At 71.6% G+C, this 23,952-nt stretch carries 3 protein-coding genes; all 3 read left to right on the top strand.

Features of this window, described 5'->3' with window-relative positions:
* Nucleotides 1-25: 25 nt before the first annotated feature.
* The 3 genes from IE302_RS31630 to IE302_RS31620 all read left to right on the top strand — a co-directional run bounded on the left by IE302_RS31630 (nt 26) and on the right by IE302_RS31620 (nt 23,933).
* Nucleotides 26-1,978: an ABC transporter ATP-binding protein gene (locus tag IE302_RS31630; protein WP_191258093.1), complete on the top strand. Its 1,953-nt coding sequence runs from the start codon at nt 26-28 to the stop codon at nt 1,976-1,978.
* A 2-nt stretch (nt 1,979-1,980) separates the two neighbouring features.
* Entirely contained in the window at nt 1,981-11,454 is a 9,474-nt protein-coding gene (locus tag IE302_RS31625; protein WP_191258092.1) for a non-ribosomal peptide synthetase, read from the top strand.
* A 284-nt stretch (nt 11,455-11,738) separates the two neighbouring features.
* Entirely contained in the window at nt 11,739-23,933 is a 12,195-nt protein-coding gene (locus IE302_RS31620; protein ID WP_191258091.1) for a non-ribosomal peptide synthetase, read from the top strand.
* The last annotated feature ends 19 nt before the right edge of the window (nt 23,934-23,952 follow it).

Here is a 23,952-nt window from a genome sequence, read left to right as displayed (position 1 = left end):
CTTGGCTCGTGAGAGAGGTGACCGAATGGACGTGGTGTTGCGGTTCGGGGGGGTGGACAAGAGCGATGACGATCCCGATCCCTGGGTCACCAAGGTCCACAAGGGAACGGTGCGCCGGGTGCTCACCTACTTCCGCCCGCATATCGGCAAAGTAGGGCTGTTCGTGCTCGTCGCGGCGCTGGAGGCGGCCATCGTCGTCGCGACTCCGTTGCTGTTGAAGGAACTCATCGACGAAGGCATCGTCAAGAACGATTCCGGCGTCGTGATCTTGATGGCCTGCCTGACCGCCGGGCTCGCCGTGGTGGCCGCGGTGCTGGCGCTGGTTTCCGGGTACATCTCCGGAAAGATCGGCGAGGGGATCACCTACGACCTCCGGGTCCAGGCGCTCGCCCATGTCCGGCAGCTGCCGATCGCGTTCTTCACGCGCACCCAGACCGGGATCCTGGTCGGCAGGCTGCACTCGGAACTGATCATGGCGCAGCAGCACTTCACCGGTCTGCTCATGGCGGCCACCGGTGTGGTCATGGTCGTGGTGGTGCTGGCCGAGCTGATCTACCTTTCATGGCTCGTCGCGCTCATCACGCTGGTGCTGATCCCGATCTTCCTCGTGCCCTGGATCCGCGTGGGGCGGGTGATCCAGAAGCGCAGCGTGGGGCAGATGGACGCGAACACCGGCCTCGGCGGGCTGCTCCAGGAGCGGTTCAACGTGCAGGGCGCCATGCTTTCCAAGCTCTTCGGCAGGCCGGACGAGGAGATGGCCGAATTCAAGGAGCGGTCCGGGAAGATCCGCGACATCGGCGTCAGCCTTTCCGTCTGGGGCCGGACGGCCTTCGTGATGATGGCGCTGATGGCCTCGCTCGCCACCGCGCTCGTCTACGGCATCGGCGGCGAGCTGGTGCTAGCCGGCGCGTTCCAGCTCGGCACGCTGGTGGCCATCGCCACCCTGCTTTCGCGGCTGTTCGGGCCGATCACCCAGCTGTCCGGGATGCAGGAGCTCGCGCAGACCGTCGTGGTGAGCTTTTCCCGGGTCTTCGAGCTGCTCGACCTGAAGCCGCTGATCCAGGAACGCCCCGACGCCGTCGAGCTCGAAAAGAACGTGGCGCCGGACATCGAATTCCAGAACGTGCGGTTCCGCTATCCCACCGCGGACGAGGTCTCGCTGGCGTCGCTGGAGCACCTGCGGACCGAGCGGGAACGCGGGGAAGTGTCGCCGGACGTCCTGCGCGACGTGAGTTTCCACGTGCGGGCCGGCACTCTCACCGCGCTCGTCGGCCCGTCCGGCGCGGGGAAGAGCACCATCACCCACCTGGTCTCCCGGCTGTACGACCCGAACTCCGGGTCCGTTCGCGTCGGCGGGCACGATCTGCGCGACCTCACGTTCTCCTCGCTGCGCGACACGGTGGGCGTGGTCAGCCAGGACGCCTACCTCTTCCACGACACGATCCGGGAGAACCTGCTCTACGCCCGGCCGACCGCCACCGAGGACGAGCTGATCGAAGCCTGCAAGGGGGCCCAGATCTGGGACCTGATCGAGTCCCTCCCGCTCGGGTTGGACACCGTCTCGGGTGATCGCGGCTATCGCATGTCGGGCGGGGAGAAGCAGCGGCTGGCCATCGCCAGGCTGCTGCTGAAGGCGCCCTCGATCGTCGTGCTCGACGAGGCCACCGCTCATCTGGACTCCGAGTCGGAGGCCGCGGTGCAGCGGGCGCTCAAGACCGCCTTGCGCAGCCGCACCTCGATGGTGATCGCGCACCGGTTGTCCACGATCCGCGAGGCCGACCAGATCCTCGTGATCGACGGCGGCGGGGTCCGGGAGAGCGGCACGCACGACGAACTGCTGGCGCAGGGCGGTCTTTACGCCGAGCTCTATCACACGCAGTTCGCCAACCCGGACCGCGACGCCCCCAAGCCGGAGATCGAAGAAGCCGAAGTGGAAGAGCCCGAGCCGGCGATCCAATACATGGGTTTCGGAGGATGACGATGAATTCCGCAGCGCGGCCCGCCTCGACGGTGCTCGATCTGTTCACCTCGCACGTGGACCGGACGCCCGACGCGGTGGCCGTGGTCGACGGCGACCGGGTCCTGACCTATCGGCGGCTCGACGAGGACGCGGGCCTGCTGGCCGGGCGGCTGGCAGGCCGGGGCATCCGCCGCGGCGACCGGGTCGCGGTGATGATGGGCCGGTCCGCGGATCTGGTGGTGGCGTTGCTCGCCGTGTGGAAGGCGGGGGCGACCTACGTCCCGGTGGACATCGCCTACCCCGCGCCGCGCGTGGAATTCATGGTGTCGGATTCGGCGGCCGCGCTGACGGTGTGTTCGGCCGCCGCGCGTGCCGCCGTCCCGGCGGGGATCGAGCCGCTCGTGGCGGACGCCGTCACGGACGGCGACGTGGCCGGAACGCCGGTCGCCGCGGTGCGCCCGGAGGACCTGGCGTTCGTGATGTACACGTCCGGTTCGACGGGAACGCCGAAGGGCGTGGCGATCGCCCAGCGCTCCGTCGCGGAGCTGGTGCGGGATCCCGGTTGGACGATGGATCCCGGCGAAGGCGTGCTCATGCATTCGCCGCACGCCTTCGACGCGTCCCTGTTCGAGATCTGGACGCCGCTGGCGTCCGGCGCCCGGGTGGTGATCGCCGAGCCGGGCTCGGTGGACACCCGGCGGCTGCGGGAAGCGGCCGCGGCCGGGGTGACGAGGGCGTACCTGACCGCGGGCAGTTTCCGTGCGGTGGCGGAGGAATCGCCGGAATCGTTCGCGGGTTTCCGCGAGGTGCTGACCGGCGGTGACGTGGTGCCGGTGCACGCGGTGGAGCGGGTGCGGGAAGCCTGTCCGGAGGCGCGGGTCCGGCATATGTACGGCCCGACGGAAGCGACGATGTGCGGGACGTGGCATCTGCTGGAGCCGGGCGACGTACTGGGTTCGGTGCTGCCGATCGGGCGTCCGCTGGCCGGCCGTGGAGTCCAAGTGCTCGACGAGTCGCTGCGGCCGGTGAAGCCGGGTGTGGTCGGCGACCTGTACCTCTCCGGGAGCCTGGCGGAGGGCTATTTCAATCGGGCGGGGCTGACCGCGGAGCGATTCGTGGCGGATCCGTCCCGGCCGGGGCGGCGGATGTACTGGACGGGCGACCTCGCCCAGTGGACCGCCGACGGTGAGCTGCTGTTCGCGGGCCGGGCCGACAACCAGGTGAAGGTCCGCGGGTTCCGGATCGAGCCCGGTGAGATCGAGGCCGCGCTGATCGCCCAGCCGGACGTCCAGGACGCCGTGGTGGCGGCGGTCGACGGACGGCTCATCGGTTACGTGGTGGCGGGCGGGGACCTGGATCCCGCGCTCGTCCGCGAGCGTCTCCGGGCGGAGCTGCCGGAGTACCTGGTCCCGGTCGCCGTGCTCGTGTTGGACGCGTTGCCGCTGACCGGCAACGGCAAGGTGGACCGGGCGGCGCTGCCCGCGCCCGAGTTCGCGGCGAGCGCCACGAGCCGGGAACCCCGCACCGAGGCCGAGAGTGTCCTTTGTGGACTTTTCGCTGAAGTCCTCCGGGTCGACCGGGCCGGGGTCGACGACGGCTTTTTCGAACTGGGCGGGGATTCGATCCTCGCGATGCGCCTGGCGGCGCGGGCGGCCAAGGCGGGCCTGCTGCTGACGCCCGTCCAGATCTTCGAAGAGACGACTCCCGCCCGGCTCGCGGCCGTGGCGCGCGACCTCCCGGCCGGCCGGTCCGGCGAGAGCCCCCTGCTCGCCCTGACCGAGGCGGAGGAGGCGGAGCTGGCCATCGCCGCTCCGGGCGCTGACGAGATCTGGCCGCTGGCACCGCTTCAGGAGGGCTTGCTCTTCGAATCGATCCTCGACGACCAAGGGCCCGACATCTACCAGGTGCAGGTGATCCTGGACCTGAACGGGCGGCCGGACGAGGCCCGGCTGCGGGCCGCGTGGGAAGCGGTCGTCCGGCGGCACGCCGAACTCCGGCTGACCTTCCACCGGCTCGAGTCGGGCAAGACGGTGCAGGCGGTCCACGGGGACGTCACCCTGCCGTGGGAGACGGTGGACCTGACGGGCGCCGAAGACGTCGACGCGGCTTTCGAGGCCCTGGCCGGTGAGGAACAGGAGAAGCGGTTCGATCTCGCCAAGGCGCCGCTGATCCGGCTGGTGCTGGTCCGGCTCGGCGAGGACCGGTACCGGCTGCTGGTCGTCATCCACCACATCCTGGTCGACGGCTGGTCGGTGGCGGTCCTGCTCAACGAGGCGTTCGAGGCGTACGAACCCGGTGGGCGGCTGCCGGAACGACGAGGCGGCGCCACCTACCGTGACTACCTGGCCTGGCTGGACCGGCAGGACAAGGACGCGGCACGCGAGGCCTGGCGGGCGGAGCTCGCCGACCTCGACGAGCCCGCGCTGATCGCGTCGGCGTCCGCCGCGACGGATTACGACTACCGCGTCACCCACCTGCCGCCCGCGCTGCACGCCAGGCTGCTGGAGTTCACCCGCGAGCACGGGCTGACACCGAGCACGGTGGTGCACGCCGCCTGGGCGATGGTGCTGGCGCGGCTCACGCGGCGGACCGACGTGGTGTTCGGCACCATGGTCGCGACCCGCCCCGCGGAACTGCAGGGCATCGAGTCGATGCCGGGGCTGCTGATGAGCGCGATGCCGGTCCGGGTGACCCTGGACGGCGAGCGAACGGTCATGGACACGCTCACCGACCTGTACGGCCGTCAAATGGCCCTCATGCCGCATCAGCATCTGGGGCTGCCGGAGATCCAGAAGGCGGCCGGACCCGGCGCGACCTTCGACACGCTGCTGGTGGTCGAGAACTACCCGCGGGAGTACGCCGGCCGGTACACGTATCTGCGCACCATCGAGGGCACCCACTATCCGCTGACCCTCGGCATCACGCCGGGGGACCGGTTCAAGATCCAGCTCGGCTACTGGCAGGGCCAGGTCCCGGACGCCGTCGCCGATTCGCTGCTGGACTGGTTCGTCGGCGCCATCGACGCGGTGGTCGCCGATCCGGCCGGTCCGGTGGGGCGGATCGGGGTGGGCACGGCCGAGACGCGCCACTGGCAACCGCCGCTGGTGTCCGGGGAGCCGCTGCACACGCTGGTGGGGCGGATGGCCGCCCGGCGGCCGGAGGGTGTGGCGCTGGCGGACGGCGAGGGAGACCTGACGTACGCCCGGTTGTGGGACCGGTCGGTGAGGTTCGCCGCCGTGTTGCGCGCCAACGGGGTCGGATCCGAATCCCGGGTCGGCCTCGTGGTGGGCCGGTCGTCCTGGTGGACCGTGGGCATGCTGGGCGTGCTGCTCGCGGGCGGCACTTTCGTGCCCGTGGACCCGGCGTATCCGGACGAGCGCAAGGAAACGATCTTCCGCAGCGCGGATCCGATGCTGGTGGTGTGCGCGGGGTCGACGCGCGGGACGGTGCCCGCGGAGTACGCGGACCGGCTCCTGGTGATCGACGAGACCGAGCTGCCGGCGGCGTCGGAGGACGAGCTGCCGCGGGTGGATCCGCGCAGTGCGGCGTACGTGATCTACACGTCCGGCTCGACGGGAACCCCGAAGGGGGTCGTCGTCACCCATACCGGGCTGGGGAACCTGGCACTGGCGCATATCGAACGGTTCGCCGTGACGCCGTCGTCGAGGGTCCTGCAGTTCGCGGCGCTCGGCTTCGACACCATCGTGTCCGAGGTGATGATGGCGCTGCTGTCCGGAGCCACCCTGGTGGTGCCGCCGGAGCAGGAGCTGCCGCCGCGGATGGCGATGTCCGAAACGCTGGCGCGGTGGGACATCACGCAGGTGAAGGCGCCACCGTCGGTGCTGGGCACGGTCGACGCGTTGCCGGACCGGGTGGACACGGTGGTCGCGGCGGGAGAACTCTGCCCGCCGGGCCTGGTGGACCGGATGTCCGCGAACCATCGGATGATCAACGCCTACGGGCCGACCGAGACCACGATCTGCGCGACGATGAGCATGCCGTTGTCGCCGGGGCAGCATCCGATCCCGTTCGGCGGGCCGGTCCCGGGGGTGCGCGGCTATCTGCTGGACTCGTTCCTGCGTCCGTTGCCGCCCGGCATCACCGGTGAGCTGTACTTGGCGGGCATCGGGGTGGCGCGCGGTTATCTGGGCCGCCCCGGCTTGACGGCCGAGCGGTTCGTCGCCGATCCGTTCGCCCCCGGTGAGCGGATGTACCGGACCGGGGACCTGGCGTATTGGACCGATCAGGGCGAACTGGTGTCCGCCGGGCGGGCCGACGACCAGGTCAAGATCCGCGGCTTCCGGGTCGAACCGCGCGAGATCGAGTTCGCCCTGTCCGCGTACCCGAGGATCACCCAGGCGACGGTGACCGTCCGCGAAGACCGCCTGATCGCCTACGTGACACCGGGCGACATCGACACGCAGGCGGTCCGGGCGCATCTCGCGTCCAGGATGCCCCAGTACATGGTGCCCGCGGCGGTGGTGGCGCTCGACGTCCTGCCGCTGACGGCGCACGGGAAGATCGACCGGCGCGCGCTGCCCGATCCGGATTTCGTCACCGGGACGCCCGCCAGGGAGCCCGCCACCGAGACCGAGCGGGTGCTGTGCGAGCTGTTCGCCGGCGTGCTCGGCCTGGACCAGGTCGGGGTGGACGACAGCTTCTTCGACCTCGGCGGGGACTCCATCCTCTCGATGCAGCTCGCGGCGCGGGCCCGGCGTTCCGGGCTGACGTTCAGCGCGGCGGACGTCTTCGACGGGAAGACCCCGGAGCGGATCGCGCGGCTGGCGGAGGAATCGGCGCCGCCGGAACAGGTTCCGTCCCAGACATCCGACGGCGTCGGCGACGTCGCCTGGACACCGGTGATGGCGCTGCTGGGCGACGGCGTCACGGGACCGGGATTCGCGCAGTGGATGGTGGTCGGGACGCCTTCCGGTCTGACGGAAAAGGCTTTGGTCACGGGATTCTCGGCCGTGGTCGGCACACACGACATGCTGCGGGCCCGCGTCGTCGACGACGCGAGCGGACGGCGGCTGGTGGTCGGCGAGCGCGGGGCGGTGAACGCGGCCGGGTGGGTCACCCGCGTCGGGATCGACGGCCGTTCGCCGGACGAGGCCGTGGAGGACGCGGCGCGCGAGGCCGTGAGCCGGTTGGACCCGTCGGCGGGCGTGATGGCGCAGGCCGTGTGGCTGGACGCCGGACCGGATCGGGCGGGCCGGTTGGTGGTCGTGGTGCATCACCTGTCGGTCGACGGTGTGTCCTGGCGGGTCTTGCTTTCCGATCTGCAGGTGGCCTGCGAAGCGGCGGCCGCGGGACGGACCCCGGCGCTGGAGCCGGTGGGCTTGTCGTTCAAGCGGTGGGCGGGCCTGCTGAAGGAGCAGGCGGTCTCCGCGGAACGGGTCGCGGAACTGGCGGCGTGGAAGGCGATCCTCGGAACGGGGGACCAGCCGATCGGTGCGCACGCGCCGTCCGCGGAAGGCGAGGTGCGCTCGCGGTCGTGGGTGGTGCCGAAGCGGGAGACGTCGGTGCTGGTCGGCCGGGCCCCGGTGGTCTTCCATTGCGGGGTCAACGAAGTCCTGCTCGCGGGGCTCGTGGGAGCGGTGACCCGCCGGCGCGGTGGCGACACGGTGCTGGTGGACGTGGAAGGCCACGGCCGTCATCCGGCCGAAGGGACGGATCTGTCCCGGACGGTGGGCTGGTTCACCAGCGCGCATCCGGTACGGCTGGCCGTGGCGGACACCGATCTGGCGGACGTGGCCGCCGGTGGCCCGGCGGCCGGGCGGTTGCTGAAGCTGGTCAAGGAGCAGTCGCGGGCCGTGCCCGGCGACGGGCTCGGCTATGGCCTGCTGCGGTATCTCAACGACGTGACGGGGCCGGTCCTGGCGGACTCGCCGTCGCCGCGGATCGGGTTCAACTACCTGGGCCGGTTCGCCGCCGCCGAGAAGGGCGACGTGCGGGCGTGGCAGCCGGTCGGTGAGCTCGGCAGTTCGCTGGAACCCGGGATGGGCCTGCCGCACGCGCTCGAGGTCAACGCGATCGTCCAGGATTCGCCGGACGGTCCCGAACTGACCCTCCTGCTGGAATGGCAGGACGACGTGCTCGACGAGGCGGACGTCGAACGGCTGGCCCAGGACTGGCTGGACATGCTGGCCGGGCTGGCCCGGCAGGCGGACGATCCCGCCGCGGGCGGGCACACCGCGTCCGACTTCGATCTCGTCACCCTGGACCAGGTCGAGATCGAAGCCCTCGAAGCCGAATACGCGGACGCCGGTGGGGTGGCCGACGTGCTGCCGCTTTCGCCGCTGCAGCACGGGCTCGCGTTCCACGCCGGTTACGGTGGTGACGGCGTCGACGTCTACACCGCGCAGGCCGTGCTGGACCTGAGCGGTCCGCTGGACATGCTGCTGCTGCGGAAGTCGGTGCGCGGGCTGCTGGAGCGGCACCCGAATCTGCGAGCCGGATTCCGGCACGCCGCCGCCGGGCCCGCCTACCAGGTGATCCCGGGCGTCATCGAAGTACCGGTGTCCTTTGTGGACGCGACGGGGTCGGCGGATCCGGAAGCCGAGGCGACGGCGGTGGCCGCGGCCGAGCGGGCACGGCCGTTCGATCTGGCCAAGCCCCCGCTGCTGCGGATCACCGTGGTGGCACTGGGACCGGACAGCCACCGGCTGGTGCTGACCAACCATCACATCCTGCTCGACGGCTGGTCGACCCCCCTGCTGGTGGACGAACTGCTCACGCTGTACCAAGGCGGAGCGGCTCCGTCCGCGCTGGCGCCGGTCACCCCGTATCGGGATTACCTGGCCTGGGTCGGCGAAACCGACCGGGACGCGTCGACAGCCGCGTGGCGCGAGGCCCTGTCCGGCTTGCCGGAACCGACACTGGTCGCGGAAGACCGGCCGGTACCGGTCCAGGTGCCCGGGCAGATGTGGGCCGAACTGGACGAGACGTTCGCCGCCGCTTTGGCGACGCGGGCCCGGGAATGCGGGGTCACGGTCAGCACGATGCTGCAGGCGGTGTGGGGCCTGGTGCTGGCGGCGACCACCGGACGCGACGACGTGGTGTTCGGGGCGGTGGTGTCCGGGCGACCGGCCGAGCTGCCCGGGATCGAGACCATGGTCGGCCTGTTCATCAACACCGTCCCGGTCCGGGTCCGGACGAGGCCGGAGCAGACCTTCGCCGAACTGGTGCGGCGGATCCAGGACGAGCAGATCGCGTTGCTGGCCCATCACCACGTCGGGCTCGCCGACATCCAGCAGACCGCCGGACTGGGCCGGTTGTTCGACACCCTCGTCGTCTACGAGAACTACCCCAGGCCCGACGAGACCGGTGACACCGAACCGGATCGGTTGCGGGTGCGGGGAATGACCGCCGCCGACGCCACGCATTACCCGCTGGCGCTGGCTGTCGTCCCCGGCGACGTCCTGCGGCTGCGGCTGGAGCACCAGCCCGCGCTGTTCACCACCGAGCAGGCCGGTGCCGTGCTGGACCGCTTCACCCGGGTGCTCGAAGCCGTGGTCGCCGAGCCGCGGACGCCGCTCCCGGCGGTGCCGATCCTGTCCGATGCAGAACAGCGGGAGTTGCTGTCGCGCAACGACACCGCGCGGCCGGTGCCGGACCGGACGCTGCCGGAGTCGTTCGCCGCGCAGGTCGCCGCCACCCCGGAAGCGATCGCGGTGACCTTCGAGGACCGGTCGCTGTCCTACGCCGAACTCGACGCACGCGCCAATCAACTGGCGCGCTGGCTCATCGAGCGGGGCGCTGGGCCCGAAGGCCTGGTCGCGGTGATGCTGCCCCGGTCGCTGGAACTGATCGTCACGGTGCTGGCGGTCACCAAGACCGGTGGTGCCTGGCTGCCGATCGATCCGGTCTATCCGGCCGATCGCGTCGCCTTCATGCTCGACGACGCCGAACCGGCACTGGTGATCACCAGCGCCGCGCTGTCGGGCTCGCCCGCCGGTGAGGTGCTGGCGGACCGGCCGTCGACCGTGCTGATCGACGATCCGTCGGCCGTGGACGAGATGGCGGGACGGGATCGCACGCCGGTCACCGACGCCGACCGTGCCCGGCCGCTGGATCCGCGTCATCCGGCCTACCTGATCTACACCTCGGGTTCCACCGGACGCCCCAAGGCCGTCGTCGTCACCCACCGGAACCTGGCGAACTATCTGGACCATTGCGGTCGGACGTTCCCGGGGCTGCGGGGACGATCGCTGATGCATTCGTCGATCGCCTTCGACCTGACGGTGACCGCGATGCTCACTCCGCTCACCGTCGGGGGAACGGTCCAGGTCGGCGCGCTGGAGGACCTGATCGGCACGGTGGAGGACGCCCCGTCGCTGTTCCTCAAGGCCACACCGAGCCATTTGAAGACCCTGGACACCGGTTCCCGGGAAATCGCGGTGCCGGGTGATCTCCTGCTCGGCGGCGAACAATTGTCCGTCGACACGATCACGCGGTGGCGCCGGACGTACCCGGACACCGTGGTGGTCAACGAATACGGGCCGACCGAGGCGACCGTCGGATGCGTCGAGTACCGGCTCGAACCCGGGCAGGCGGCCCCGTCCGGCGAGGTGGTGCCGATCGGCACGCCCACGACGAACATGCGGGCGTTCGTGCTGGACTCGTGGCTGCGGCAGGTCCCGCCGGGTGCGGTGGGCGAGCTGTACGTGGCAGGCGAGGGTGTCGCCCGGGGATATTTGGGGCGGGCGGGTTTGACCGCGACGCGGTTCGTGGCCGACCCGTCCGGTTCCGGCGAGCGGATGTACCGGACCGGCGACCTGGTGCGGTGGAACGCGGACGGGGAACTGGTGTTCGCCGGCCGCGTCGACGACCAGGTGAAGGTGCGGGGCTACCGGATCGAGCCCGGCGAGATCGAGGCGGCCCTGGTGGCGCAGGAGTCGGTGGGGCAGGCCGTGGTGCTGGCCCGCGACAGCGGCACCGGCAAACGGCTGATCGGCTACGTGACCGCTGCCGGAGAGTCCGGTGTGTCCGGTGTGTCCGGGGTGGACGAAGCCGCCGTGCGCGCGGGGGTGGCGGCCCGGCTGCCGGAGTACATGGTGCCTGCCGCGGTGGTGGTGCTCGACGCGCTTCCGTTGACGGCGAACGGGAAAGTGGACCGGGAGGCCTTGCCGGATCCCGACTTCAACGGCCGCGTCACGGGCCGGGAGCCGGTCACGGAGGCCGAGCGGCTGCTGTGCGCGCTCTTCGCCGAAGTGCTCGGCCTGGAGCGAGCGGGCGCGGACGACAGTTTCTTCGAATTGGGCGGGGATTCGATCCTTTCGATGCAACTGGCGGCGCGGGCCCACCGCGCGGGAATGGCCTTCGGTGCGCGCGAAGTGTTCGAACAGCGGACGCCCGCGGCGATCGCGGCGGTCGTGGAACGGGGTGCTGGTGCCCCGGCCGCGGTGGAACACGCCGCGTCCGATGTCGCCCTCCTCGAACTGAACCAAGACGAGATCGACGAATTCGAAGCGGAGTTCGAAAGCGGCCGTTGACGCGGCTGGACCGCGTCGGTCGAGGTGGTCGTGAGTGGTAAGTGTCGTTAGAACGGCACTTGCCACTCACGACCCACCCGGCCGACCACGAAACGCTTGCCCTGAAAAGAGAACGGCGCGGCTGGACGGGGTTGTCCGGCGAGGCCGGGCAGAGGGATGATCCTTCCACGGGGGTATTCCCGCATAAGACGTCGCCCTCCTCGATCCGGTTTCGGAACCGGGCCGGGGAATTCAAGCTGAGTTCGGCGAATTCGACGCCCTTCGCTGATTGAGGGAGATTAGTGATGAACCAGTCGCGGATTGAGGAAATCTGGCCGCTGTCGCCCTTGCAGGCCGGATTGCTCTTCCACGCGGTTTACGACGGCGAAGGGCCCGACGTCTACGTTGGTCATTGGATCCTGGATCTGGACGGACCGGTGGACGCGGCCGGGCTGCGCGCGGCCTGGGAGTCGCTGCTTGCCCGGCACGCCCCGCTCCGCGCCTGTTTCCGGCAGCGGAAATCGGGCGAGACCGTGCAGATCATCGCCAAGCAGGTGGACCTGCCGTGGCGTGAGGTCGATCTTTCCCACCTCGACCGGCCCGAGACGGCCGTGCGGGAACTGGCCGAACAGGACCGGACGACGAGGTTCGATCTCACGCGGGCGCCGTTGCTGCGGCTGACCCTGATCCGGCTCGGCGACACCACGCACCGACTGGTGGTGACCTGCCATCACACGATCATGGACGGCTGGTCGCTGCCCATCGTGCTCGGCGAGATGTCGAAGCTGTACGCGGCGGACGGCGGCCCGGTGGACCTGCCGGAAGTGACTTCCTACCGCGAATACCTGGCGTGGCTGAGCCGCCAGGACAAAGCGAGGTCGCTCTCGGCGTGGGCGGCGCGGCTGGACGGCGTCGACGAGCCGACGCTGGTGGTGCCGGCCGACCCGGGCCGGGCGCCCGCCGAACCGGAGAGCGTCGAGGCCGAGCTGCCGGAGAACGTCGCGCGAGAGCTGGGGGCGCTGGCCCGTGGCCGGGGCCTGACGCTGAATACGGTGGTGCAGGGCGCCTGGGCACTGGTGCTCGCGCAGCTGACGGGCCGGACGGACGTGGTGTTCGGGGCCGCGGTGTCGGCACGCCCGCCGGATCTGCCCGGCGTGGAGGGAATGGTGGGGCTGTTCCTCAACACCGTTCCCGTGCGGGTGTCGCTGCGCGGCGGGACGCCGGTCGCCGAACTGCTGACGGACTTGCAGAAACGGCAGTCGGCGCTCATTCCCGACCAGTACGTCGGCCTGGCGGACATCCAGCAGGAGGCCGGTCCCGGCGCCGTCTTCGACACGTTGATCGTCTTCGAGAAGTTCCACCACGATTCCGGTGAACTGGGCTCCGCGGACACCTTCGGCATCCGGGTGCACCAGGGCCGGGTGGCCGCCCATTATCCGCTGACGCTGGTCGCCGTCCCCGGCGAATCGCTGTACTTCAAGCTGGACTATCTGACGGATCTCTTCGATCGGGACACCGCGCTCGCCATCCTGGAGCGGTTCACGGGCGTGCTGCGTCAACTGTCGGGTGCGGGCGACCTCACGGTGGCCGACGTCGAGGTGACGAGCCCGGCCGAACGCGCCTTGGTGGTCGACGCCTGGGGTGCGTCGTCCCAGACGCCGCCGAGCCGGACCGCGCCGGAGCTGTTCGCCCACCAGGTGGAGCACCACCGCGACGAGGTGGCGATCGCCGACGGCGACCGGACGCTGTCCTACGGGGAACTCGCCGAGCACGCGGAGCGGCTCGCCGGTCACTTGCACGGCAAGGGAGTCCGGCGCGGGGACCGGGTGGCCGTGGTGCTGGACCGGTCGCCCGAGCTGATCGCGACGCTGCTCGCGGTGTGGAAGGCGGGCGCGGCGTACGTGCCGGTGGATCCCGCCTATCCGGTGGAACGCATGCAGTTCATGCTGGCGGATTCCGGGCCCGCGGCGGTGGTGTGCGCGAAAACGTACCGGGACACCGTGCTGGACGTCGGCCTCGAACCGATCGTCCTGGACGATCCCAGGACGCGGCGGGCGGTGGCGGAAAGCGCCCGCCTGTCGACCGGCCCGAGCGCCGATGACCTCGCCTACGTGATGTACACGTCGGGTTCGACGGGGACGCCGAAGGGCGTCGCGGTGTCGCACGGCAACGTCGCGGCGCTGGTCGGGGAGCCGGGGTGGCGAGTCGGCCCCGGTGACGCCGTGCTGCTGCACGCTTCGCACGCGTTCGACATCTCGCTGTTCGAGCTGTGGGTGCCGCTGGTGTCGGGTGCGCGCGTGGTGTTGGCCGGATCGGGCGCGGTGGACGGCGAGGCGCTGGCGCGCCACGTGGCCGCCGGTGTCACGGCCGCTCACCTGACCGCGGGCGCTTTCCGGGTGCTGGCCGAGGAATCGCCGGAGTCCGTCGCCGGTCTGCGCGAGGTGCTGACCGGAGGCGACGCGGTGCCCCCGGCCGCGGTGGACAGCGTGCGGCAGGTGTGCCCGGACGTCCGGGTACGGCATCTCTACGGCCCGACCGAGGCCACGCTGTGCGCGACCTGGTGGCTGCTCGAACCCGGCGCGCCCTCGGGAGCGGTGCTGCCGATCGGGCGGCCGCTGCGGGGGCGGCGGGTCTACGTCCTCGACGCGTTCCTGCGGCCCGTGCCCGCAGGGGTGGCGGGAGAGCTGTACGTCGCCGGAGCCGGTGTGGCGCAAGGCTATCTGGACCGTCCGGCGCTGACGTCCGAGCGGTTCGTCGCCGATCCGTTCGTGCCCGCCGGGAGGATGTACCGGACCGGGGACCTCGCGTACTGGACCGAGCAGGGCGCGCTGGCGTTCGCCGGCCGGGCCGACGATCAGGTGAAGATCCGCGGGTATCGCGTGGAACCCGGCGAGATCGAGGTGGTCCTCGCCGGGCTGCCGGGGGTCGGCCAGGCCGTGGTGCTCGCCAGGCACGAGCAGCTGATCGGTTACGTGGTCCCGGAAACGGGGCAGGACGTCGACCCGGCGCGGCTGCGCGAACTGCTCGCCGAGACGCTGCCCGAGTTCATGGTCCCGGCCGCGGTGCTGGCGCTGGACGCGTTGCCGCTGACGGTCAACGGAAAGGTGGACCGGCGGGCGCTGCCCGAACCGGACTTCGCGTCGAAGTCGGCGGGCCGGGAACCGGTCACCGACGCCGAACGAGTCCTTTGTGGAGTGTTCGCCGAGGTGCTCGGCCTCGACCGGGTCGGCATCGAGGACAGCTTCTTCGAACTGGGTGGCGACTCGATCTCGTCGATGCAGGTCGCCGCCCGCGCGCGTCGCGAGGGGCTCCCGCTGACCCCGAGGCAGGTGTTCGAGCACCGGACCCCCGAGCGTCTCGCGGCCTTGGCGCAGGAGGCGGGCACGACGCCCCGCGCCGAGGTCGTCCCGGGCGTGGGGGAGATCCCGCGGACGCCGGTGATGCTCGCTCTCGGGGACGACGCGGAGCGCCCCGGTTTCGCGCAGGTGAGGGTCGTCGTCACGCCGGCGGGCTTGAACCTGGACGCGCTGGTGAGCGCCCTGCGAGCGGTGCTGGACACCCATGATCTGCTGCGGGCGCGGGTGGAGCAGGACGGACGGCTGATCGTGCCCGAGCGCGGTGCGGTGGACGCGGCGAGCCTGGTCGAGCGGGTGGCCGCCGGGACGGCGGAACTGGACGAGATCGCCGCGCGCGAGGTCCGGACGGCGACGGGAACGCTGGACCCGTCGGCGGGGATCATGGCGCGGGTCGTCTGGGTCGACGCCGGGGACGCCGAGCCGGGCCGGTTGGCCTTCGTGGCGCATCACCTCGCCGTCGACGCGGTCTCGTGGGGGATCCTCCTGCCGGATCTGCGGTCGGCGTACGAAGCCCTGCTCGCCGGCGGGACCCCCGCCCTCGAAGCCCCGGCGACGTCGTACCGGCAGTGGGCGCGACGGCTCACCGAGCAGGCGCGCGGCGAGAGCACCGTGGCCGAACTGGAGCAGTGGGCCGCTCTGCTGGAGGACGCGGACCCGTCCTGGGACGAGGACACCGGACAGCACACCGGGCAGTCGCACTCGTGGTCCACGAGCCTGTCCGGCTCCGAGGCGCGCAACCTCGTGGCCGTCCTGCCGGGAGCGTTCCACTGCGGGATCCAGGACGTCCTGGTGGCCGGTCTCGCGGGTGCGCTGGCGCGGCTGCGCGGAACCGGCCGCGGGCTGCTGGTGGACGTGGAAGGCCACGGCCGCGAAGCCGCCGACGGCGAGGATCTGCTGCGCACCGTGGGCTGGTTCACCAGCGTGCACCCGGTCCGCCTCGATCTGTCCGATGTGGACATCACGGCCGCCGGGCCGGTGCTGAAGACCGTCAAGGACCAGATCCGCGCGGTGCCCGGCGACGGGTCCGGCTACGGACTGCTGCGTCATCTCAACCCCGGCACCGCGGCGAGGCTGGCCGGGCTGCCGTCCTCGCGGATCGGCTTCAACTATCTCGGCCGGACCGTCCTCGCCCCGAAGGACACCGCGTGGCAGCCAGGGGGAGAAGGGCCGCTCGGTGGCGGTCCGGACATGGTCCTCGCCCACGCCGTGGAGGTCAGCGCGGAAGTCCAGGACACGCCGTCCGGACCCCGGCTGGGGCTGGCCATCGACACCCGGGACTCCGATTTCGCCGCGGTGGAACGGCTCGGCGAGGCCTGGCTGGAGATGTTGACCGGCCTCGCGGCCCTCGCCGAGGATCCCGGCGCGGGCGGGCACACCCCTTCCGACTTCGAGCTCGTCGGCCTGACGCAGCGCGACGTCGCGGAGCTGGAGGCCGCGGCGCCGGGGCTGACCGACATCTGGCCGCTCTCGCCGCTGCAGGAAGGCATGCTCTTCGAGCGGGCCTTCGACACCGACGGCGTCGACGTCTATCAGAGCCAGCGGATCCTGGACCTCGACGGGCCGCTCGACGCGCGACGGCTGCACGCGGCCTGGACCCGGGTCCTCGCCCGGCACGAATCGCTCCGGACCGGTTTCCACCAGCTGGGGTCCGGCGAGACGGTGCAGGTCGTCGTGGGTGAGGCCGAACTGCCTTGGCGGGAGGTGGATCTCTCGCACCTCGACGAGGCGGCCGCGGACGCCGAGGTCGAACGGCTGCTCGCCGACGATCAGGCCCGGCGGTTCGACGTGACCGCGCCGCCGCTGCTGCGGCTGTCGCTGATCCGGCTCAGCACCGACCGGCACCGGCTCGTGCTGACTTCGCACCACGTCGTCCTGGACGGCTGGTCGACGCCGCTCTTGCTGGGCGAGGTGTCGATCGCCTACACGGGCGGGCAGATCCCGTCGGCGGCACCGTCCTATAAGGACTATCTGACCTGGCTGGACGGTCAGGACGGCGACCGGACGCGGGAGGCGTGGCGGACCGAACTCGCCGGCGCGGAAGAACCGTCCCTTGTGGACGCCGACGCGGGCAAGACGCTGGTGCTGCCCGGCGAGCACGCCGAACTGCTGTCCGAGGAGACGACGCGCGCGCTCACCGACTTGGCCCGGGGCAACGGGTTGACGACGAGCACGATCCTGCAGGCCGCCTGGGCGCTGGTGCTGGCGCGGCTGGCGGGCCGGACGGACGTGGTGTTCGGGTCGGTGGTGTCGGGGCGCCCGGCGGAGGTGGCCGACGTCGAGCGGATGGTGGGGATGTTCATCAACACCGTCCCGGTTCGCGTGCGGCTCGACGGCGGTCAGCCGCTCCTGGAGTTGTTCCAGGACCTGCAGGGACGCCAGGCGGCGTTGACCGAACACCAGTACCTGGGGCTGCCGGAGATCCAGAAGGTGGCGGGTACGGGCGCGGTCTTCGACACCATCGTGATGATCGAGAACTACCCGCACACCGCCGACGGTCTCGGCGACGACGGCGGTGTCGCGATCAGCGCGGTCGTCACCCGGACCGGCACCGGCTATCCGCTGACGATGAACGTCAGCCTCGGGAATCGCTTGCGTGTCAACGTGTCCTACCGGCCCGATCGGTTCGACGGCGAGACGGCGGCCGAGATCGCCAGGCAGGTCGTGCGTGTCCTGGAACAGGTGGTGGCGGAGCCTTCGCTGCCGGTGGGCCGCCTCGGCGTGACGAGCGAACCGGCGCGCGCGGCGGTGGTGGAACGCTGGAACGCGACGGGCGAGGCGGCCGACACGACGTCGGTGCTCGGGCTGTTCCGGCGGCAGGTGAGCGCCTCGCCGGACGCGGTGGCGGTCATGGACGGCGAGCGGACCCTGTCCTACGCCGTCCTCGACCGGGAATCCGACCGGCTGGCCGGGAACCTGGCCGCCGTCGGCGTACGGCGTGGTGACCGCGTCGGTGTGGTGATGGCGCGCGGCGCGGAGCTGCTCGTCGCCCTGCTCGCGGTCTGGAAGGCGGGTGCCGCGCAGGTCCCGGTGAACGTGGACTACCCCGCGGAACGGATCGAGCGGATGCTGTCCGACGCCGGGGTGGCGGTCGCGGTCTGTCTCGAAGCGACCCGCAAGGCGGTGCCGGACGGGGTCGAGCCGGTGCTCGCGGACGCCCCGGCGATCGACGGGGCACGGCATGAAGCGCCCCTGGTCACCGTCGGCGCGGACGACGTCGCGTACGTGATGTACACGTCGGGATCGACCGGGGTGCCGAAGGGTGTCGCGGTGCCGCACGGAAGCGTGGCGGCGCTGGCGAGCGACCCGGGCTGGTCCCAGGGCCCCGGCGATCGGGTCCTGCTGCACGCGTCGCACGCTTTCGACGCGTCGCTGGTCGAGATCTGGGTGCCGCTGGTCAGCGGGGCCCGCGTGGTGGTCGCGGAACCGGGCACGGTCGACGCGGAACGCCTCCGCGAGGCGATCTCCCGCGGCGTGACCACCGTCCACCTGACGGCGGGCGCTTTCCGTGCGGTGGCCGAGGAAGCGCCGGAATCCTTCCTCGGGCTGCGGGAGATCCTGACCGGTGGGGACGCGGTCCCGCTCGCCTCCGTCGAGCGGATGCGCCGGGCGTGCCCGGACGTCCGGGTCCGGCAGCTCTACGGCCCGACCGAGATCACCCTCTGCGCCACGTGGCTCGTCCTCGAACCGGGCGACGAAACGGGCGCCACCTTGCCGATCGGCGGACCGCTGGCCGGGCGCCAGGCCTATGTGCTCGACGCGTTCCTGCAGCCGGTGGCCCCGAACGTGACCGGCGAGCTCTACCTCGCCGGAGCCGGTCTGGCGCACGGATATCTGGGCAACACCGCGTCGACCGCGGAGCGGTTCGTCGCCAACCCGTTCACCCCGGGGCGGATGTACCGGACCGGCGACCTGGCGCGCTGGACGGATCAGGGCGAGCTGCTGTTCGGCGGGCGTGCCGACTCCCAGGTGAAGATCCGGGGCTACCGGGTCGAACCCGGCGAGATCGAGGCGGCGCTGACCGAGGTCCCCGACGTCGCGCAGGCGGTCGTGGTGGCCCGGGAAGAACGCCCCGGCGAGAAGCGCCTGATCGCGTACGTGACCGCGGAACCGGGACAGGGACTGGATTCCGACGCGGTCCGCGCGCGGCTCGCGGCGCGGCTGCCGGAGTTCATGGTGCCCTCGGTGGTGCTGGTGCTGGACGGTTTCCCGTTGACGCTCAACGGGAAGATCGACCGCGCGGCCCTGCCCGCCCCCGAGTTCGCCGGGCGGGCGACCGGACGCGAACCGCGCACGGAGACCGAGCGGGTGCTGTGCGACCTGTTCGCCGAGATCCTCGGGCTGGACCGGGTCGGCGCCGACGACGGTTTCTTCGAACTGGGCGGGGACTCGATCCTCTCGATGCGGCTGGCCGCCCGCGCTCGGCGCGAGAATCTCGTCTTCGGGGCGAAGCAGGTTTTCGACCGGAAGACGCCCGCGGGGATCGCGGCGGTCGCCGAACACGGCGGACGGCCGCGGGCCGAGGACACCGAAGGCGTCGGTGAGGTCCCGCTGACGCCGGTGGCGCTGGCACTGCTCGAACGCGATCCCCTGGGGCTGACCCGGGGAGCCATGGCGCAGTGGGTGACCGTGGAGGTCCCCGGCGACCTTTCCGTGGCCGCGCTGACGGCCGGGCTGGGCGCGGTGATCGACACGCACGACCTGCTGCGGAGCCGGATCGTCGAGCCCGAGGGCGACCGGCCCCGGCTGATCGTGGCCGAGCGGGGCACGGTGGACGCGGCGACGCTCGTCGAACGGGTCGACGCCGACGGCGAAGACAGTGGCGAAATCGGGGAGATCGCGGATCACCGGGCCGCCGACGCGGGGGCACGCCTGGATCCCGTCGAAGGCGTGATGGTCCGGGCGGTCTGGGTGGACGCCGGACCGGGACGGACCGGACGGCTCGTCGTGGCCGCGCATCACCTCGTGGTCGACGTGGTGTCGTGGCGAACGCTGGTGGCGGACCTGCAAGCGGCCTGTGAAGCCGTGCTCGCGGGCGGGCGGCCGTCGCTCGACCCGCCGGACGTCTCGTTCCGGCGCTGGTCGCGCACGCTGGCCGCCGAGGCCGCGACCCGGACCGCGGAGCTGGCGACGTGGACGGAGATCCTCGCCCGCGCGCAGTCGCGGCTGGGCGAACTCGATCCCCGGCGCGACACCGTGTCGACGGCGGGCCGCCGGACCTGGACCCTGCCGGCGGGCACGCTCGTGGAGAAGGCCACCTCGGCGTTCCACTGCGGTGTCCACGAGGTACTGCTGGCCACCCTGGCCGGCGCCGTGGCAGGCTGGCGCGGCGGCACCGCCGTCGTGGTGGACGTCGAAGGCCACGGCCGTCAGCCCCTCGGCGAGATGGACCTGTCGCGGACGCTCGGCTGGTTCACCGACATCCACCCGATCCGGCTGGACGTGACCGAGGCGAGCGCGCCCGGTCGTCTGCTGAAGCAGGTCAAGGAAAACGTGCGAGCCGTGCCCGACGGCGGGCTCGGCTACGGGATGCTTCGGCATCTCAACGCGGAGACGGGGCCGGTCCTCGCGGCGCTGCCCAAGGCGGAGATCGGGTTCAACTATCTCGGCCGCTTCTCGGCGCGGTCCGAGGGTGACGCGCGGCCTTGGCAGATCACGGGAATCACCGGCGGCGTGGCCGAGCTGGACACACCTTTGCGGCATGTCCTGGAGATCGACGCCGTAGTGGCCGACGGCACCGATGGCCCCGACAACACTGACGGCCCCGAGTTCTCGCTGACCGTGACCTGGGCCCGGCGGATTCTCGACGACGCCGAGGCGGAGTCGTTCGCCGACGCGTGGCTGGCCGCGCTGACCGGCCTCGCCGCTCACGTCGACGGCGGCGCCGGGGGACACACCCCGTCCGACTTCCCGCTCACGACGCTGACGCAGCGAGAGGTGGAGAAGGTCGAGGCCGCCGTGCCGGGCCTGCTCGACATCTGGCCGCTTTCCCCGCTGCAGGAGGGTTTGCTGTTCCACACCGCGGACGAGGAGGGCCCGGACGTCTACGCGAGCATGCGGACCCTCGCCCTCGACGGCCCGCTGGACGCCGCCCGGTTCCGCGCGTCCTGGCAGGCCCTGCTCGACCGGCACGCCGCCCTGCGGGCGAGTTTCCATCAGCTCGAATCCGGGACGGCCGTGCAGGCGATCGCCCGCGAGGTCACGCTGCCCTGGCGGGAGACCGATCTGTCCGGGCTGCCCGAGGACGAGGCGCTGGCGGAATTCGACCGGCTCGCGGAGGAACAGCACGCCGCGCGGTTCGACCTGGCCGAGGGACCGCTGCTGCGCCTGCATCTCGTACGCCTCGGCGAACGCAGCCACCGCCTGGTCTTCACGTCGCATCACATCGTGGTCGACGGCTGGTCCCTGCCGCTGATCGCCACCGGCGTGCTGGCGGCGTACGAAGCGGGCGGTGACGACCGGGCGTTGCCCGCCGCGGCGTCGTATCGCGACTACCTCGCGTGGATCGCCCGCCAGGACAAGGCGGCCGCGCTGGAGGCGTGGCGGACCGAGCTCGCGGGCCTCGACGAGGCGACCCACGTCGTCCCGCCGGAGTCGATCCTCACGCCGCTGGAACCCGAACGCGTCCGGTTCGAACTCGGTGACGAACCGAGCAAGCGGCTGGCGGAGTTCAGCCGCCGTCACGGGGTCACGCCGAACACCTTTTTCCAGGGACTTTGGGCGCTGCACCTGGCTCGGTTGACCGGACGCGAGGACGTCGTCTTCGGTGCCGCGGTGGCCGGGCGCCCGCCCGAGATCCCCGGTGTGGAGTCCGCGGTCGGCCTGTTCATGAACATGCTGCCGGTCCGGGCCCGCCTCAGCGGCGCCGAACCGGTCGTCGACATGCTGAAGGGCCTGCAGGAACGGCAGGTCGCGCTGCTGCCGCACCAGCACGTCGGGCAGAGCGAGATCACCAAGGCCGCCGGTCGCGGCGCCGCGTTCGACACGATCGTGGTGTTCGAGAACTACCCGCCCCCGCCGCCCCGGCTCGACGGCCCCGACGCGCTCGTCCTGCGCCCGGCGGGGAATTCCGACGACGACGGGCACTATCCGCTGTCCCTGCGCGCGTCCGTGGCGGGAGGTCCCGTCCGCGGTGAACTCATCTACCGGCCGGACGTGGTCGACCGGGACGGCGCCGAGGAGATGCTCGCCGCGCTTCTCCGCGCGCTCGACCAGGTGCTGGCCGAGCCGCGGACACCGGTGGGGCGGATCGGCCTGATCGGCCCGGAGCAGCGCCGTCTGGTGGTGGACGAGTGGAACCGGACCGACGCGCCGCTCACCGCGGAGACGTTGCCCGCGCTGGTCCGCGCGCAGGCGGACCGGACGCCGGACGCGGTCGCGGTCCAGGACGGGGCGCGAAGCCTTACGTACCAAGGATTGCTCGACGAAGTGGAGGCGCTGGCACGGCTGCTCGCAGGGGCGGGCGTGCGGCGCGAGGCCCGGGTGGGCGTGCTGGTCGGGCGTTCGGTCGACCTGGCGGTGACCCTGCTGGCCGTCACCTTCGCCGGCGGCGCGTTCGTCCCGGTCGATCCGGACTATCCGCGTGACCGCGTCGAGTTCATGCTCGCGAACTCGGCTCCCGAAGTACTCGTGTGCACCAAGGCGACGCGGTCGTTCGTGCCCGCGGAGTTCGCGGGCACGGTGCTGGAGCTGGAGGAGCTGCCCGCCGCCGAGCCGGGCGTCGAGCTGCCGACGGTGGCACCGGAAGACGCGGCGTACGTGATCTACACGTCGGGGTCGACGGGGGTGCCGAAGGGCGTCCTGGTCACCCACTCCGGACTCGTCAACCTGGGATACGCGCATATCGAACGGATGGCCGTGACGTCGTCCTCGCGGATCCTGCAGTTGTCCGCGATCGGCTTCGACGCCATGGTCTCCGAGGTCTACATGGCCCTGCTGGCGGGCGCGACCCTGGTCCTGCCGGACGCGGCGAGCATGCCGCCCCGGGTGACGCTGGGCGACGCGATCCGCCAGGCGGGCATCACGCACCTGACGGTGTCGCCGAGTGTGCTGGCGAGCGAGGACGACCTGCCGGACACCCTGCGGACCGTGCTGACAGGCGGCGAGGCACTGCCCGCCGCGCTGGTGGACCGCTGGTCGCCGGGCCGCCGGGTGATCCAGGCCTACGGCCCGACCGAGACGACCATCTGCTCGACGATGAGCGCCCCGCTGTCCCCGGGACACGACCAGGTCCCGCTCGGCGGCCCGATCCACAACGTGCGGCATTACGTGCTGGACGCGTTCCTGCGGCCGGTGCCGCCGGACGTGGTCGGCGAGCTCTACATCGCGGGTGTCGGGCTGGCGCGCGGCTACCTCGGGCGCCCCGGCCTGACGGCGGAGCGGTTCGTCGCCAGCCCGTTCGCCCCCGGCGAGCGGATGTACCGCTCCGGCGACCTGTTCCGCTGGACCAGGGAAGGCCAGCTGCTCTTCGCCGGCCGGGTCGACGCGCAGGTCAAGATACGCGGGTACCGGGTCGAGCCCGCCGAGATCGAAGCCGTGCTCGCGGAGCATCCGTGGGTCGGTCAGGTGGCGGTCTCGGTCCGCAGGGACGGGCCGGGCGAGAAGCGGCTGGTGGCCTACGTCGTGCCGTCGGCCGATGCCGCCGCCGAGAACGGCACGCTGACCTCCGCGCTGCGGGAGCTGGCGGCCGAACGCCTGCCGGACTACATGATGCCCGCGGCCTTCGTGCCGCTGGAGAAGATGCCGCTCACCCCGAACGGCAAGCTCGACCACCGAGCGCTGCAGGCCCCCGACTTCGCCGCGATGACCTCGGACCGTGCCCCGCGCACCCCCGTGGAAGCGAAGTTGTGCGCACTGTTCGCGGAGGTGCTCGGGCTCGGTCACGTGGGGCCCGACGACAGCTTCTTCGAACTCGGCGGTGACTCGATCACTTCGATGCAGTTGTCGGTGCGGGCCCGCAGTACCGGGCTGCGCCTGACCCCGCGGCAGGTGTTCGACGAGAAGACGCCGGAACGGCTGGCGGCGATCGCCCAGGAACTTCCGGACGAGGACGAGACCGCCGCGGCACCGGAACCCGCCGCGGGCACGCTCGTCGCTCTCTCCCCTGACCAGATGGACCTACTCGAGGCCGGGCTGGCCGGCGAATGACCGGTACTAAGGAGCACAT

This window comes from Amycolatopsis oliviviridis, from assembly GCF_014654365.1.
GTDB lineage: Bacteria > Actinomycetota > Actinomycetes > Mycobacteriales > Pseudonocardiaceae > Amycolatopsis > Amycolatopsis oliviviridis.
The sequence above is the reverse complement of the archived record's forward strand: the minus strand, read 5'-3'. Positions and strand labels throughout refer to the sequence as shown.